A 15,339-nucleotide genomic window follows, 5' to 3' on the forward strand; every position below is an offset into this window, starting at 1 on the left:
AGAGAATTATGCAAAACATAATCTATTTCTCCATTGCGGCTGGGATTATCGCCCTACTTTATACCGCATTAAAATCTTCTTGGGTTACTAAACAAGAAGTGGGTACAGAACGAATGGGACGTATTGCCGACAGTATTGCTAGCGGTGCTATGGCTTTCTTAAAAGCTGAATACAAAGTTCTTTCTATTTTTGTACTTGTTGTAGCCGTTATCTTAGCAGTTAGCGCTAATCCTGAAACTAGTAGCTGGATGGTTGCTATTTCATTTATTGTAGGTGCTATTTGTTCTGGCTTAGCTGGTTTCATTGGTATGAAAGTAGCTACAAAAGCAAACGTACGTACTACTAACGCAGCTCGCGAAAGCCTTGGTAAAGGTCTTGAAGTTGCTTTTGCTGGTGGTTCTGTAATGGGACTTGGCGTAGTAGGTTTAGGTGTACTGGGTCTTACTACTCTATTCTGGATCTTCTCTAGCTTATTTGGCATTGATGGCCCAGACGCGGTAAACAAAGTACTCGCTATTGTAACTGGATTCTCTTTTGGTGCATCTTCAATCGCATTATTTGCACGTGTAGGTGGTGGTATTTACACCAAAGCGGCGGATGTTGGAGCTGACCTTGTAGGTAAAGTTGAAGCAGGTATTCCTGAAGATCACCCATTAAACCCTGCTACTATTGCAGATAACGTGGGCGATAACGTAGGTGACGTTGCTGGTATGGGTGCCGATTTATTCGAATCTTATGTTGGCTCTATCATCGGTACTATGGTACTTGGTGCTGCTTTCATGACTACAACCACTTGGGTTGATAATTTTGACGGCCTTTCAGCAGTATTACTTCCTTTAGTACTTGCAGGTACAGGTATCCTTACTTCTATTCTAGGTACATTCTTCGTACGTGTTAAAGAAGGTGGCGATCCTCAAAAAGCATTAAACCTTGGTGAGTTCTTATCAGCTGGTGTTATGCTTGTAGCTTCTTACTTCCTTATTACTTGGATGCTTCCTGAAACTTGGACATTCAACGGTATCGAGTACACTAGCATGGGCGTTTTCTGGGCTACGATCTTTGGTTTAGCTTCAGGTCTTTTAATCGGTCTTGTAACCGAGCACTACACAGGTACAGGTACAAAGCCTGTTCTTTCTATTGTTAAGCAATCTGTAACAGGTGCTGCAACAAACATCATTGCTGGTTTAGGGGTAGGTATGATTTCTACGGCTATTCCTATCATCATTATTGCGATTGCAATTATTGGTGCATACAGCTTTGCTGGCCTTTACGGTATTGCAATTGCTGCGGTAGGTATGCTTGCAAACACAGGTATTCAGTTAGCAGTTGATGCTTACGGTCCTGTTTCTGATAACGCGGGTGGTATTGCTGAGATGGCTGAATTACCAAGCGAAGTACGTGAGCGTACTGATAAATTAGATGCTGTGGGTAACACAACTGCAGCAATCGGTAAAGGTTTTGCGATCGGTTCTGCAGCTTTAACAGCTCTTGCACTATTCGCTGCTTTCGTAACTGCATACAACGCAACGCACGAAGTGAACCTTCCTGGTATTGACGTTACAGCTCCATCTGTAATGGCTGCTCTTTTTGTAGGAGCTATGCTTCCTTTCTTATTCTCTGCTCTTTCAATGCAGGCTGTAGGCCGTGCTGCAATGAGCATGATCGAAGAAGTACGCCGTCAGTTTAAAGATATTCCTGAATTACGCGCTGCTCTTGACGTAATGAACAAGAATGGCGAAATAGAGTACGCAGAATGGACTGACGAAGACAAAGCTACTTTTGATGCCGCTGATGGAAAAGCTGAATACGAGAAGTGTGTGGCTATTTCTACTACTGCTTCTATCCGTGAGATGGTTCTTCCAGGCTTACTAGCTGTAATTGTTCCTGTTCTCTTTGGTTTCGTTCCTGGCTTTATCAGCGACGACCCTACCTTAGGAGCACAGATGCTTGGTGGTCTTCTTGCTGGTGTAACTTCAGCTGGTGTTCTTATGGCACTTTTCCAGAGTAATGCTGGTGGTGCATGGGATAACGCTAAGAAGATGATTGAAGAAGGCGTAACCATCGATGGTGTTGAGTACGGTAAAGGTTCTGAGCCGCACAAAGCAGGTGTTGTTGGTGATACTGTAGGTGATCCATTCAAAGATACTTCTGGACCATCTCTAAACATCTTATTAAAACTAATGTCGGTTGTAGCTCTAGTTATCGCAACTATGATCTAATCTGATTTAGTAGATTTTAATCCCACTCATGAATCATCGTGAGTGGGATTTTTTTTGACTACTAAACAATGCGTACCTTTGCGCATAATCAATTATCAGGTTCACCCATAACCTGACATTTATTACACTGAATTACTTTCAAAACTTGTTCGTATGAACTCACAACAAATTCTTAAGCTCATCTTCCACCACGATCAAAGACTTGATCAATTGGCCGACCGCAATGCCAATCGCACGAAGGAGCAAATCGAATCTACACTGGCTGATTTCATGAAGCCCGACCCTACTTACTCACGGTTATACTTCACAGCTACAGATTTAGAAAATGAGAAATTCGGGATTAATGTTCTCAGTGCTTACAACAATTTTGTTGATGCTTTAGCAAAGGGATTGGACACTCAAAGATATCAAACCGCACATGGTGATTTTGGCTCGCTTGATCAGGCTATAGATGCCATTGGCTTTGGTGAAGTGATAGTGATTGGGAAAAGTGATTTCAGCCAAACATTCGAAGCTATTCATGTAGATACGAATTCAAATGTAGGCCATAAAAAGCAGCCCTTACGCGAAGCTTTAGAAGCCGATTTTGTGGTGATCTACAAAGAACAAGCACACGATGGATTCGATTTACATATGTTCTCTAAGAAGAATATTTACACGCAGTTCTTTTATCCTCTTCAGAAGCTACTGCCGGATGCATTCCGCTTCTTTAGTATCAATGGAAAGAAATTCCGTTCTGAACGTCATTTTTACTTCGAGACATGGACCCTTGATCGTCCACCTCATGGCTTTGAAGAGGTATTACCCGAATCAGTATTATAAGCCCTTAGAGATACAAAAAAGCCTCTTTACTTAATAAAGTGGCTTTTTTATTTGTTTAATTTCGACTTCAAGAAAGTCCATTTAAAGCTTGGTCTACTTATTTAGTATTGAACTAATTTCTAATTTACCATATTCATAAACATCACTATCAGAATTATATGAAACCGTGTAGATATAGCTATCATCAATTCTCCTTATTATTTCATTATCCATAATATCTATAACATCTGATATTCTATAATCCTGTTTTCGTAATACCGTTAATCTATACTTTAGGCTATAATTTTCCATCAGGTTTGAAGTATAAAAGAAAATGGAATCATCATTTTCATAGACATCTATTAAGAAGCTTCCATTTAATAACCACTCTTCTCTAACCTTTTTAGATCTATTAAACTCATTTTCCTTTGCAATCGGATGCAATTGAAAGATTTTTTCTCCCAGTTGAATTTTCTTCTTAATTGATATTTTTTCGTCTTTTACAACTAACAGGTAAACTTGATTTGAATTTTGATTTCTAAATATTAACCCTTCTTTGGAATTTGAAAATTTATATGGACTTGTAACAGTTGACGAAACAATGTCATAATCCTGAATACCATTTGAAATATTATCGGGATGTATTATTTGGGCATCTATTGGAGTTATACCATTCCGGGTAATATTTACTAGAAATAAATTTTTGTACAGATCACCTTTATTTAAGCTGGCGTATCCATCTAATGTAATACCCGTTGCTATAAACATATTTCCAGAAATATGTTCTAAATCATTTATATGATATGGAACATCTTGATGATCATTTAATACATCAAATTGATGCTCTCCAGTCAGTTTAAACACTGAAATCTTTCTCAATGTACTGTCATAGAGATAAATAAAATTATCCACTATGCTATAGCTTTGTATAAAACCACCTTCACCGGGACCACGTCCATTTCTTCCAAATGAAACTAATTCCTCTTTAAATTTTCCATCATATATAGTTATTTGGAAAGTAGGTTTAGAAATGAAAATCCATTTTTCATTATGAAACTTGACTTCATAAGGTGAGCTAGTAATGAAGTTTTCAAATTCGACTTTTTGATAGGATGAGAACGCCTCAAAAGCTTCTACTTTTTTTACTTTCGTACTATTTGAAAACTTTATATCGAGTATTTCTTGAGAATAAACTAAACTCGATTTTGAAGATATCAAGACTATTAAAAGTGTTACTATTCTTACAAACTTTGTCATATAGAAACTCTACTCCACGAATTATATACAGTAAGTTCTATACAGAATAAATAATTGATTTAAAATAACATAATCGAATCTTTCACTTTATCATCGAGAGTATTTCTTTCATCAATTTAGCCGCTACAACACTTGTGAGGCCATCGATATCTCTCTCAGGATTATACTCCACTATATCTGCCCCAACAATAGGAGCCTTTATACTCTGAATTATATCTAGCACTTCTCTAACAGATAATCCCCTCGGCTCCCTATGTGAAACCCCAGGAGCAAAAGCAGGATCGAATCCGTCTAAATCGAGTGATATATAAACTGGAGTATCAAAACTAGGAATTTCCCATAGCTTATGATCTTTCATCTCGAACAGCTCAACACCAAATTTATGAGCCTGTTCCCGTTGGTGCTGGTTTAGCGTTCTCACTCCTACCTGAACCAATCGCTTAGCTAACTTCCCTTCCATTATTCGAGCAAAAGGACATGCGTGGGAATGCTTATCCCCTTCAAATTCATCATATAAATCGGCATGCGCATCAATATGAAGAATACTCAGATTGGGGTATTGATGGCTAAATTCCTCAAGTACTGGAAAGCTAATAGAATGATCGCCACCAAGTGTTAGCAGCTTATTCCCTTCACCGAGATGCTCTTCCGTAACTCTCCCTATATCTTCATAACTAGAGATTGAAAAATCCCCTTTATCGTCAATGGCTAAGGTTTTGATATCAACCCCATTTTCGGCAAAAGTATTGGAGGCGTCGGAGTATAATTGCTCTCTAATAAGGGGTGGCGCTGAAGCAGGTCCTCTTAAATAGGACGATTTTTCATCAAATAGAATACCCTGTAATATGATACTACTCATACGATTATTCCTGAAGTTGAGCTCATCGAATTCTTTTACTGAAGATTATCAGACAACTTAAGGCACTTTAGAGCCCCATAACCTACCTGATAAACATTACCAAAGGATGCGTTCGCTAAGGCGTTCAACATCCTTGGTAATTTCATTTTAAAACTACTTATCTACACCCGGTACGTTTCTAGGCTCTGTATTCTGCCACCAGAAGGTGCCTAATCGTTTGGTGGTTGGATATAGTTGATCTAAGGTATGAGCATTATATAGTCGCCCATTCTTCATGATGTACCCAATGTTCTTGGTATGGCGGATATTCTCTAATGGATTTCTATTTAGAATCACTAAATCAGCAAGTTTACCCGCTTCAATAGTACCCAAGTCTTTATCCAAGCCAATGGCTTCAGCGCCGTGAATGGTCGCTACTTTCAAAGCGTCGTGTTCGGTCATACCGCCACTCTGCATTGCCCAAAGCTCCCAATGGTAGCCAAGACCTTGAAGCTGTCCATGACTTCCCACACCAGCACGTCCTCCATTCTCAACGAGGTCTTTCACGAACAGCGACTGTTCTTCATGTACATATTCATCTTCCATGAACCAACCCGCGTTACGTCTTCTCGTTCTCATATCGAGATTTTCGTGTGGCATAAAGCGGTTTAGCTTAGGATCGGCATGAGGTCGCTCGGTAGCATAGAAATAGTTTTCAGTCCAAGGACCACCATAAGCTACTAGTAGCGTAGGTGTATATACCGTTCTCGAATAAGCTACTAAGTCGATAATGTCTTTATATAATGGGAATACTGGGAATGAATGCTCATGCCCTGGGTAACCATCAATTACTTGCGTAATATTCTCTTTAAAGTCTAGGGACCCCTCGGTAGTTGGCATCAACTCTTGTTCCTTTGCCGCCTTGATAATCCACTGACGTTGCTCACGATTACCTGCCGCATACATCTTTATCGTCTTGGTGTTGTAGTACTCACTGTAGCGCTTTAACACATTGTTCGCTTGCTCTTGGCTGCGAATACCTTCCCCACTAAATACACCAGGACCTGTTGAATAAACACGAGGTCCGAGTAGTTTACCAGCATCCACAAGATCGCTATAGGTAAGTACATCTGTAGTAGCTGTCTGCGGATCACGAGTGGTGATTACCCCAAAGGCTAAATTCGTTAAGTACGACCAGAACTCCCCTCTATGTAAGTTCACTGGATGACGGAAGTGAGCATGAGTATCTACAAATCCTGGTACGATAGTTTTACCACTCATGTCTTTAATTTCAGCACCTCTTGGCACGGTGAAACTTCCGCGTTTCCCAACTTGCTGAATGCGATTGTTCACAATCAAGAGGTCTGCATCTTCTATGATTTCATCCCCTTTCATAGTAATAACAGTTGCACCTCTAAGCACTAATATACCTTCTGGGGTATCACGCTTTGCTTTTACCTCAATGCGCATTTCTACCGGCTTATAGCCTTCATCTTTTTCTTTTTTATCGGAAGATGCTTCCTCTTCATCCGTTTCAGCTTCAGCTTCCGCTTCCTCTTTTTCTTGCTCCTTCTTAGCCTTAACGCTGTCGTCGTATGCCTCTTTTGCATCGAGGTCGTAAACCACATGGGCATTACCAATCGACCAATGAATTTTTCGAGCATCTTTACTCCATTCTGGGAACTGCCCTCCAATTTCTGTGAGTCGAATACTTGGGAATGCGCTTGAACCCCCAACATTTACGGAAGCACCATCGCCTCCTACTTTAGGTACCGTAACCACATATAAGTCGTTACCAACTTGAGCTAAGGCTTGGTCGCCATAAGGAGCCATTTCAATCCAAGAAGCTCTTGGACGATTTGAGGAACCCGGAGCACTGGCCCCTCTTACTTGAAGATGTTTCTTTTCATCGGTTCCATCCCAACGGATAGAAGTCAGTCCATTAAAACCCGATAGGTAAATACGGTCGGATCCATTCACAAAATGAGGATTTGAACGACCGTTAGTGTAGGTGATAAATTGATCTTCACCGCCATCCGCATCAATCCAAACTAGGTTATTGGTACCTTTAAATGCTGTTCTCTGAGTTGCGTTTCTGAAGCCTTGGGCATCACCGTTAACAAGCACTATACGCTCGCCGTCATTACTCCAAACAGGATGCTGATATACACCTTGGCTTTTATTAAGCTGTTTCAGCCCTCTACCATTGGTGCGCACTTTATACACCTTCCCTCCTTCAGGCTCCCAAGTCACAAATGCTATCCATTTGCCATCAGGGCTCCATACAGGCTGAGCTTGAGTTTCATCGAGCTTCAACAGCTTTTCAGGTGTACCATTAGGATACTCCATCGTATAAATTTCATTCAATGCTGTAAAGGCGATGTATTTCCCATCCGGAGAGGGTACTGCATCCCTAATTTGTGTGATGGTAAACTCTTCGGTGTCTTCAATAGGGTAATCGAAATCTAACTCAGGTCCTAAATCAATACTTCCTTTCACACGGAATGGAATCTGAATCGCTTCACCGCCTTCAACGGGTACTTTCCAAATTTTGCCACCATAGGAGGTCACTACATATTTATCATCATGAGTGAATGACATGCCCGGCAATACATCTCGTGATGCACGTGACTCTTGATCATCATGCTGTACGGGATAAGCCAACCAGCGCTCATCGCCTGTATTTAAATCTCGGATTACTAAACCTGTTTCCGCATCATGGCGTGTTCCATAAACCAACATACTTCCATCATTGGAAAGAGTAGCTCTGAATGAAGAACCATAACGGGATGCTTGAGAAGCAATTTCACCTGTTTCACGATCATAAGTAGCTAGCTGATACTGCGGAAGCGAAGCATTGTAGCTCCATACACCCGATCGTCTTGAAAACCAGATATATCTACCATCCGGGCTGAACGCACCTTCCGTCATTCTAAGATTGCCCGGACCACTTACTAAAGCAGTACCTGAACCCCCATCCACATGGTACAACCAGATTTTATGATTATTCCCACTACTCTGCTTTGAAGCTATGATATACTTGCCATCTGGCGCCCATTCAGGAGATTGATACTCATTATACTTCCCTTTGGTAATCTGCTTCTTTTCTTTGGTCTCGAGGTCCATTACCCATACCCCTTCCCCACCTGAGGCATCTGAGATAAAGACGATTTTTTTGCCACCCGGACTGAATCTTGGTTGGCTATCGAACTGCATACCGCTGGTTAGTTGAACTGCATCTCCACCGGTGATAGGTAACAGATAGATATCTCCAAGAAAATCGAATACCATTGAGGCTCCATCAGGACTCACATCTAAGGAAATCCATGACCCTTCATTTAAATCAAACGAGAATTCACGCCCCGCTTCTAGCGGTAAATCTCCATTCTTTTTCTCAGAATCTTTTGATTGACTAAAAACCGATGTAGTACACAAAAGCCCAAAAATTAAGGCGGTACAACTTAATTTTATTTTGGAGCTCCAGCTCCCCGAAGTTGAATTAACAAGCATTTCCAATATTTTTATTAAATAGTAAAGGCAGAATCTACTGAAAAGACACTCCAGCCCCAATTATTTTACAGGAAGTAACAATCCCTAAATCCAACAAACATTGGCACACAGAAATGTTATCTTCATCAAAAATTTTTTCATATTCGCATGACCTTTTCAGATAAACTTACTGCAGCCGTTAAAGCTTCAGGCTCAACTCTTTGTGTGGGCTTAGACCCAAATTTATCTAAACTACCTACTGCCATCACTCAGCAATATGCATCTGCCGATGAGCAGGTTCTCCAGTTTTGTAAAGCCGTTATAGAAAACACAGCGGAACATTGTGCGGCATTTAAACCAAACCTCGCTTTTTTTGAAGCACTTGGCACTCGTGGACTTGAAGTATTTGAAGAAGTGATTTCCTTTATCCCATCGGATAAGATTATTGTTGCAGATGCTAAACGAGGCGATATCAGCACTACGGCCGAGCACTACCAGAAAGCATTTTATGGGCAATTCAATGTAGACGCCATAACGCTGAATCCACTGATGGGTTTTGAAACCTTAGATGCATTTACCCAAGATGACACAAAAGGGATCTATGTACTTACGTTGACCTCTAATCCAGGCGCTTCCGATTTCTTAAAGAAACCCTTTGAAGGCTTTGAGATGATGGGACAGTTTATTGCTTCGGAATTAGCCAAGCGATCTCAAAAAGCTAAAGCTCATTTAGGAATGGTTATTGGGGCTACTCAAGCGGAAATGTCAAAATCGGTAACCGATCTGCATCTGAATGGCAGTCTTTTAATACCCGGCGTAGGGGCTCAAGGAGGTTCAGTAGAAGAGTTAGCAAAAGCGTTAGCTGATCATGCGGGTATCCCCCTCATTAACTCCAGCCGAAGTATCATATACGCAGGTAGCAATGAAGAAAACTGGGTGGAACACGTAGCTCAGAAAGCACTAGAAACAAAAGAATCCTTAAAGATCATCACTCAACGCTATGTCTAATTTACCCGAAGTAATTGTATACACAGATGGTGCGTGCAGTGGAAATCCGGGGCCAGGTGGCTGGGGTGCCATTTTGATCTGGAATGGGAAAGAGAAAGAACTTTCGGGTGGGGAAGCACATACCACGAACAACCGCATGGAGATGCAGGCCGTTATTGAAGCTTTAAAAGCATTGAAGAAACCTTGCCACGTGAAGGTTCACAGCGACAGTGCACTCATCATCAATGCCATGACCAAAGGTTGGATTCAAAATTGGCAAAACAAAGGTTGGCGTAAGGCCGATAAAAAACCTGTTGAAAACAAAGAGCTTTGGGAAGCAATGCTCGAAGCTATGGGCCGCCACAAGGTAGACTGGATTAAAGTAAAAGGGCATTCAGGCCTTGAACTGAATGAACGTGTAGATCAACTTGCTGTAGCTGAATCGAAGAAGTTTTAAATCTATAGCGAAGCGAAAGGCTTCATATTCATATCCGCATATTCGCCTAATTCCGCCTTCATCTTACCTGTAATAGCAATCATAGCGGCATTGTCGGTACAATAGCTCAGTTTTGGGATGTGCAGATTTAAACTCATGGTATCAGCCATCTTCTTTGCCTTAGCACGCAACATTGAATTTGCCGATACTCCTCCTGCTATCGCGATAGTTTCCACACCCGTTTGCTGAACCGCTCTTTTTAATTTCTTGATGAGTACTTCTGTGATGGCTTCAGAAACACTGGCACAAATATCATTCAAATGTTCTTGAACCCATGCATCTTCTTTAGCTTGAGTGTAATACAGCGCACTCGTTTTTAAGCCGGAAAAACTGAAATCGAGCCCTTCCTTCAGTAAGGCTTGAGGGAATTTGTGAAACTTAGCATCCCCTTCTTTTGAAAGCTTATCCATAACGGGTCCCGCTGGGTAAGACAGGCCAAGGATCTTGCCAATTTTGTCGAATGCTTCACCTGCTGCATCATCTCGAGTAGAGCCTAAAATCTCATGCTCAAAGGGAGCTTTTACATGTACTAGTTGCGTATGCCCACCAGAAACGGTTAAACATATAAATGGGAAGGATGGCGACTCATCAATGAAATTGGCATAGATATGAGCATCCATATGATTCACCCCCACCAAAGGAATGTGGTTGGCTAGCGCTAATCCTTTGGCAAAGCATAAACCAACCAGTAGAGAACCCATCAGTCCCGGCCCTTGAGTTACCGCTACCAAATCGATTGCATCCAAAGTGAGCTTACTTTCATCCAGCGCTTGAGCAACCGTTTGAGAAATAGTTGTTTGATGAGCACGCGAAGCTAACTCAGGCACCACACCACCAAATTTGATGTGTATAGATTGAGAAGCGATTACATTAGATAAAACCCCTGTAGGCGCTAATACCGCAGCCGAGGTGTCGTCACAAGAGGATTCAATAGCAAGAATGTTCATGCCTCAAAATTACGAACAAATACACACACTCGCTGTGCCTAGCTCGTAGTTTTTCTAGCTTCTAATATCCGTTTATTTGGATGCTGAATTCAATTCTCTAGCAATCTATTCTATGCTATCGGCAATACGTTCTTGAGCTTTTAAAAACTGAACCGCATAATAAATTACCCCCCCCCCTCTAAAATGCAATCGAGGCAATTTTATATAATCGTGTTAAAGCATAGGTATTAGTTGAAGCCTATAGTAGGGTAATCGCTCATTGTATAGCTTTTATTCGAGCGCTTATTGATTTCCGTAATCTTCATCTCAATTTCATCGCCACTTTCATGATCCACCTGCTTCATTTCTAGAATGGGGTGCCCTACCACTCCAAACATAGGGAAACCTCTGAGGTATTTAGTACTCGCATTGGCATTCATCATATTTTTAAGCGACTCATCATTTTCATCGGCCACCCAAAACTCGGTTGTAACCCCATTTGCATTGTTTCTATAGCCTGTGCATTTAATCCCTTCGATCGTTTTATTTCCAATGATATCGAAGTCTTTAAGAGCACTTTGAGCGGAACCGTTTTCATTCGATTCTTCATCCATTGTACTCATGGTACTTTCCCATTCGTAGGCGAAAGAAAAAGTTCCCTCCTCGCTATCCATGAGCATAACCATGGCTTCGTTTTTATAATCATACACGATGAACGTCTCTTCTCCCTTTGCCTCTGGAGTATAGAATAGGGTGCCAGAGTAATCACTATCTCCTTCAAACATGCGGATAATTTGAGGCTCATCCGACGAACTATTCGAGTTCCGAATTTCCATCACCGTTTCTTTATTGAACCGGTATACATCTTCTGTTTTTACATTCGATGTGGTTTTAAATGGAAGCTTCATGCGGCTTGACTTCCCTGAACTGCCCCCGTCTTCTTCAGATACGCTTCCACTAGGGCCCTCTTCTCCAAATATCGAATTCCAGCTTTTGTCTACGGCCTTGTTGGCAACTGCTTCCAGCTTTTCATCAATTTTTCGTTCAATTTTATCCATCACTTTTTGCTCTGCTTTCTTCTTTAGTTTTTTAAGAAACTGAGCTTCTGTTTGCGCTGGAATTAGTAAGAATAGAATGAATAAAATCCCACCTGTTAAAATCCGTCTCTCCATAAGTACCCCTGTTAGTTAAGTTTAGTGCTTAATTTTAATAGTCTCACTCTTCGAATTCAAGTAAGAATGAGTAAACAGGGTTTATCATTGTGTAATTATAGAAAATAAAAAAGCCCTGCCGTAAAACAGCAGAGCTCATGGGGAGATTTATTCTATCACCCTTCAATACTCACGGGATCGTTACCCGGAGCGATGGTGTTTTTCTCTCTAATTTCACCATTCAGTCCTTTAATACTAATTTCGCCACCGCCTTGGTTTTGCAGCATTTCTTTGGCTGCCTCATAGGCTTCTTCTTGGGTATCGTGAAGGGTGCTTGCGCGACCTGCTTCATGCTTTTCGTTTACCCACTTTCCTTCTTCATTCTTATAAATTGTTCTGTCTTGTGGCTTACTCATAATCTATGTCTCTCTGTTTTAGTTATCGTTGTTACTTCTACCTATTGGAAGGGCGTTTGATGGGCTATTGTTTCATATTCTATGATTCAACGATTTATAGGCACTTTAACCCATAAAAAAAGCCCCGATGCGAATGCACCGAGGCTTTGAATTTCTAACGATTACCGAAAGAATCTTACTTCTTTTCGTCTTCGTCGTCTACAACTTCGTAGTCTGCATCAACGGCTTCTTCTTTTTCTGAAGATGCATCTTCGGAAGATGCTTGTTCGCCACCCGTTGCATCAGCGCCTTCAGCGCCGCCTTCTTGTTGTGTAGCTGCATAAATCTCTTGAGATGCTGCCGACCATGCCGCGTTAACCGCTTCCATAGCTGAATCAATCTCTTCTAAGTTTTCTGATTTATGTGCTTCTTCAAGTTTGCTTACTGCGTCTTCGATAGCGGTTTTGTTGCCATCAGAAATTTTGTCGCCGTATTCTTCTAGCTGCTTCTTAGTAGAGAAAATCAGACCATCTGCTTGGTTCATTTTTTCTACTTTCTCACGAAGTATCTTGTCTTCTTCTTCGTGCTCTTTGGCAGCATTTTTCATCTTTTCGATTTCCTCATCGCTTAATCCTGATGAAGACTCGATACGAATACTTTGCTCTTTGCCTGTTCCTTTGTCTTTCGCAGTAATGTTTAGAACACCGTTAGCATCTAAGTCGAAAGTTACTTCGATTTGAGGCATGCCTCTTGGTGCTGGTGGGATACCGTCTAAGTGGAAACGCCCTAAAGTTCTGTTACTAGCAGCTTGCGCTCTCTCCCCTTGAAGTACATGAATCTCTACACTGCTTTGGTTGTCGGCAGCCGTTGAGAATACTTGCGACTTACTAGTTGGGATTGTGCTGTTAGATTCGATAAGTGGAGTCATTACACCACCTAAAGTTTCAATACCTAGTGTAAGTGGAGTTACATCAAGTAATACTACGTCTTCAACATCACCTGAAAGAACACCACCTTGAATAGCAGCACCAACGGCAACTACTTCATCAGGGTTAACGCCTTTGCTTGGGTCTTTGCCGAAGAACTCTTTTACTGCTTCCTGAATTCTTGGAATACGAGTTGAACCACCTACTAAAATAACTTGGTCGATATCGCTCTTGCTTAGGCCAGCATCTTTCAACGCTTTCTCGCATGGAGTGATTGAACGCTTCACTAAGTCGTCAACTAATTGCTCAAACTTAGCACGGCTTAAATCTACATTTAAGTGCTTAGGGCCGTCCTGCGTAGCAGTTACGAATGGTAAGTTCACATTTGTTTTTTGTGAACTAGAAAGCTCAATTTTAGCTTTCTCAGCAGCATCCTTTAAACGCTGCATCGCCATTGGGTCTTTGCGAAGGTCAATCCCTTCGTCTTTCTTAAACTCTTCGGCTAGGAAATCGATAATGCGAGAGTCGAAGTCATCACCACCAAGGTGCGTATCACCGTTTGTAGATTTCACTTCAAATACGCCATCACCTAGATCTAGAATTGAAACGTCGAATGTACCACCACCAAGGTCATACACCACGATAGTTTGGTCGGTTTCTTTCTTATCTAGTCCGTATGCCAATGCCGCAGCAGTTGGCTCGTTGATAATTCTTTTTACTTCAAGGCCCGCGATTTTACCCGCTTCTTGAGTTGCTTTACGCTGAGCATCGTTGAAGTAAGCAGGAACTGTGATTACAGCTTCGGTTACTTTTTCGCCAATGTACTCTTCAGCGGTCTGCTTCATTTTCTGCAGTACCATTGCTGAGATCTCTTGAGGAGCATACTTACGATCATCAATCTCTACACGTGCAGTATTGTCATCTCCTTTTACCACTTTGTAAGCTACCTGCCCAGCTTCTTCATTCACCTCATTGAACATACGTCCCATGAAACGCTTTACGGAAGCTACCGTTTTGTCAGGGTTGGTAATAGCTTGACGCTTAGCAGGAGCACCTACCAATCGTTCGCCATCTTTAGAGAATGCCACAACCGACGGTGTTGTACGCCCGCCTTCAGCATTTTGAATTACAACTGGCTCATTGCCTTCCATTACGGCAACGCACGAGTTAGTTGTTCCTAAGTCAATTCCTATGATTTTTCCCATTGGTCTAAAATCTGATTTTGATTTTTTGCGCTCCTGATATTCACAGGCTCACAAAATTATTTATTGTTTATTTATATGATATTCGTTGAAGGTCACTTAACCGGGATCGATTGAGAGTTTTTCAAATTCTCTGATTTTGGCATACTCACCGTTAACACTCCGTTTCTAAAACTCGCATTTACTTCTGCTTTGTTTACATTTTCAGGCAGTGCAAACGAACGTGCAAAAGCGCCTCTTCGGCGTTCTTGGCGTTTAAATTCTTCGCCTTCACTCAGAACTATTTCTCGTTCACCCTTCACTGTAAGCACATTATCCTTTAAAGAAATACCTATCTCTTTTTTGGATAATCCTGGGAGGTCGATCAAAATTTTAAATTCTGCTTCGCTTTCCACGATATCGCAATCGGGTGCAAAGTCTTTGTCTTCATTTGTAAGCGGAACCACCTTCTCCACAAATTGCTGAATATCTTTACCCAGCTTGGATAAATGCTTCTCTACTTCAATTCCAAATTCTGTAAAATCTCCCATGATGCTCACCTCGTGTGGTTAAATTCATGAAGGGTAAAGCAAGCACAATGCCAAGATGTAGAGTAAAATATCAAACTGACGTATTGACGTAAGAAATGTCAGGGCTTGCTGGGGAAGCGTTC

General features: G+C 41.4%; 12 protein-coding genes. 4 read left to right on the forward strand and 8 right to left on the reverse strand.

Annotated features, from left to right (window positions below; translation table 11 throughout):
* Positions 1-8 precede the first annotated feature (8 nt).
* Together B155_RS0110580 and B155_RS0110585 are read left to right on the forward strand one after the other, a co-directional pair.
* Positions 9-2,219, forward strand: a complete 2,211-nt coding sequence (locus tag B155_RS0110580; RefSeq protein WP_018128243.1) for a sodium-translocating pyrophosphatase — start codon at positions 9-11, stop codon at positions 2,217-2,219.
* A gap of 153 nt (positions 2,220-2,372) precedes the next feature.
* Positions 2,373-3,041 carry a hypothetical protein gene (locus B155_RS0110585; RefSeq protein WP_018128244.1) on the forward strand — a complete coding sequence of 223 codons (669 nt, stop codon included), beginning with the start codon at positions 2,373-2,375 and terminating at the stop codon, positions 3,039-3,041.
* 93 nt (positions 3,042-3,134) lie between these two features.
* Here B155_RS0110585 and B155_RS0110590 read toward each other — a convergent pair whose 3' ends face one another.
* The 3 genes from B155_RS0110590 to B155_RS0110600 all read right to left on the reverse strand — a co-directional run bounded on the left by B155_RS0110590 (position 3,135) and on the right by B155_RS0110600 (position 8,550).
* Positions 3,135-4,277, reverse strand: a complete 1,143-nt coding sequence (locus tag B155_RS0110590; protein WP_157464841.1) for a hypothetical protein — start codon at positions 4,275-4,277, stop codon at positions 3,135-3,137.
* Positions 4,278-4,359: 82 nt separating this feature from the next.
* Positions 4,360-5,136, reverse strand: coding sequence for an agmatinase (gene speB, locus B155_RS0110595; protein WP_018128246.1), 777 nt, complete (start codon positions 5,134-5,136; stop codon positions 4,360-4,362).
* Between the two features lie 153 nt (positions 5,137-5,289).
* Positions 5,290-8,550: an amidohydrolase family protein gene (locus B155_RS0110600; protein ID WP_240386281.1), complete on the reverse strand. Its 3,261-nt coding sequence runs from the start codon at positions 8,548-8,550 to the stop codon at positions 5,290-5,292.
* 222 nt (positions 8,551-8,772) lie between these two features.
* On the opposite strand from B155_RS0110600, the gene pyrF reads away from it, so the two are divergent.
* The gene (gene pyrF / locus B155_RS13345; RefSeq protein ID WP_018128248.1) at positions 8,773-9,612 is read left to right on the forward strand and encodes an orotidine-5'-phosphate decarboxylase; all 840 of its coding nucleotides are present in this window, start codon (positions 8,773-8,775) and stop codon (positions 9,610-9,612) included.
* Entirely contained in the window at positions 9,605-10,048 is a 444-nt protein-coding gene (rnhA, locus tag B155_RS0110610) for a ribonuclease HI (protein ID WP_018128249.1), read from the forward strand. Before pyrF ends, rnhA begins: the two co-directional genes overlap by 8 nt.
* Before the next feature lie 2 nt (positions 10,049-10,050).
* Here rnhA and tsaD read toward each other — a convergent pair whose 3' ends face one another.
* The 5 genes from tsaD to B155_RS0110635 all read right to left on the reverse strand — a co-directional run bounded on the left by tsaD (position 10,051) and on the right by B155_RS0110635 (position 15,217).
* A complete protein-coding gene (tsaD, locus tag B155_RS0110615) occupies positions 10,051-11,034 on the reverse strand; it encodes a tRNA (adenosine(37)-N6)-threonylcarbamoyltransferase complex transferase subunit TsaD (protein ID WP_018128250.1) in 984 nt (327 codons plus the stop codon).
* A gap of 227 nt (positions 11,035-11,261) precedes the next feature.
* Positions 11,262-12,185: a DUF4412 domain-containing protein gene (locus B155_RS0110620; protein ID WP_018128251.1), complete on the reverse strand. Its 924-nt coding sequence runs from the start codon at positions 12,183-12,185 to the stop codon at positions 11,262-11,264.
* A gap of 155 nt (positions 12,186-12,340) precedes the next feature.
* Positions 12,341-12,580 carry a DUF2188 domain-containing protein gene (locus B155_RS0110625; protein WP_018128252.1) on the reverse strand — a complete coding sequence of 80 codons (240 nt, stop codon included), beginning with the start codon at positions 12,578-12,580 and terminating at the stop codon, positions 12,341-12,343.
* A gap of 175 nt (positions 12,581-12,755) precedes the next feature.
* Complete coding sequence (gene dnaK / locus B155_RS0110630) at positions 12,756-14,690, reverse strand: molecular chaperone DnaK (protein ID WP_018128253.1); 1,935 nt, start codon at positions 14,688-14,690, stop codon at positions 12,756-12,758.
* Positions 14,691-14,782: 92 nt separating this feature from the next.
* On the reverse strand, positions 14,783-15,217 hold the full coding sequence (locus B155_RS0110635) for an Hsp20/alpha crystallin family protein (RefSeq protein ID WP_018128254.1): 435 nt from the start codon (positions 15,215-15,217) through the stop codon (positions 14,783-14,785).
* Between the last annotated feature and the right edge of the window lie 122 nt (positions 15,218-15,339).

Origin of the sequence: Balneola vulgaris DSM 17893 (assembly GCF_000375465.1) — a bacterium.
Lineage (GTDB): Bacteria > Bacteroidota > Rhodothermia > Balneolales > Balneolaceae > Balneola > Balneola vulgaris.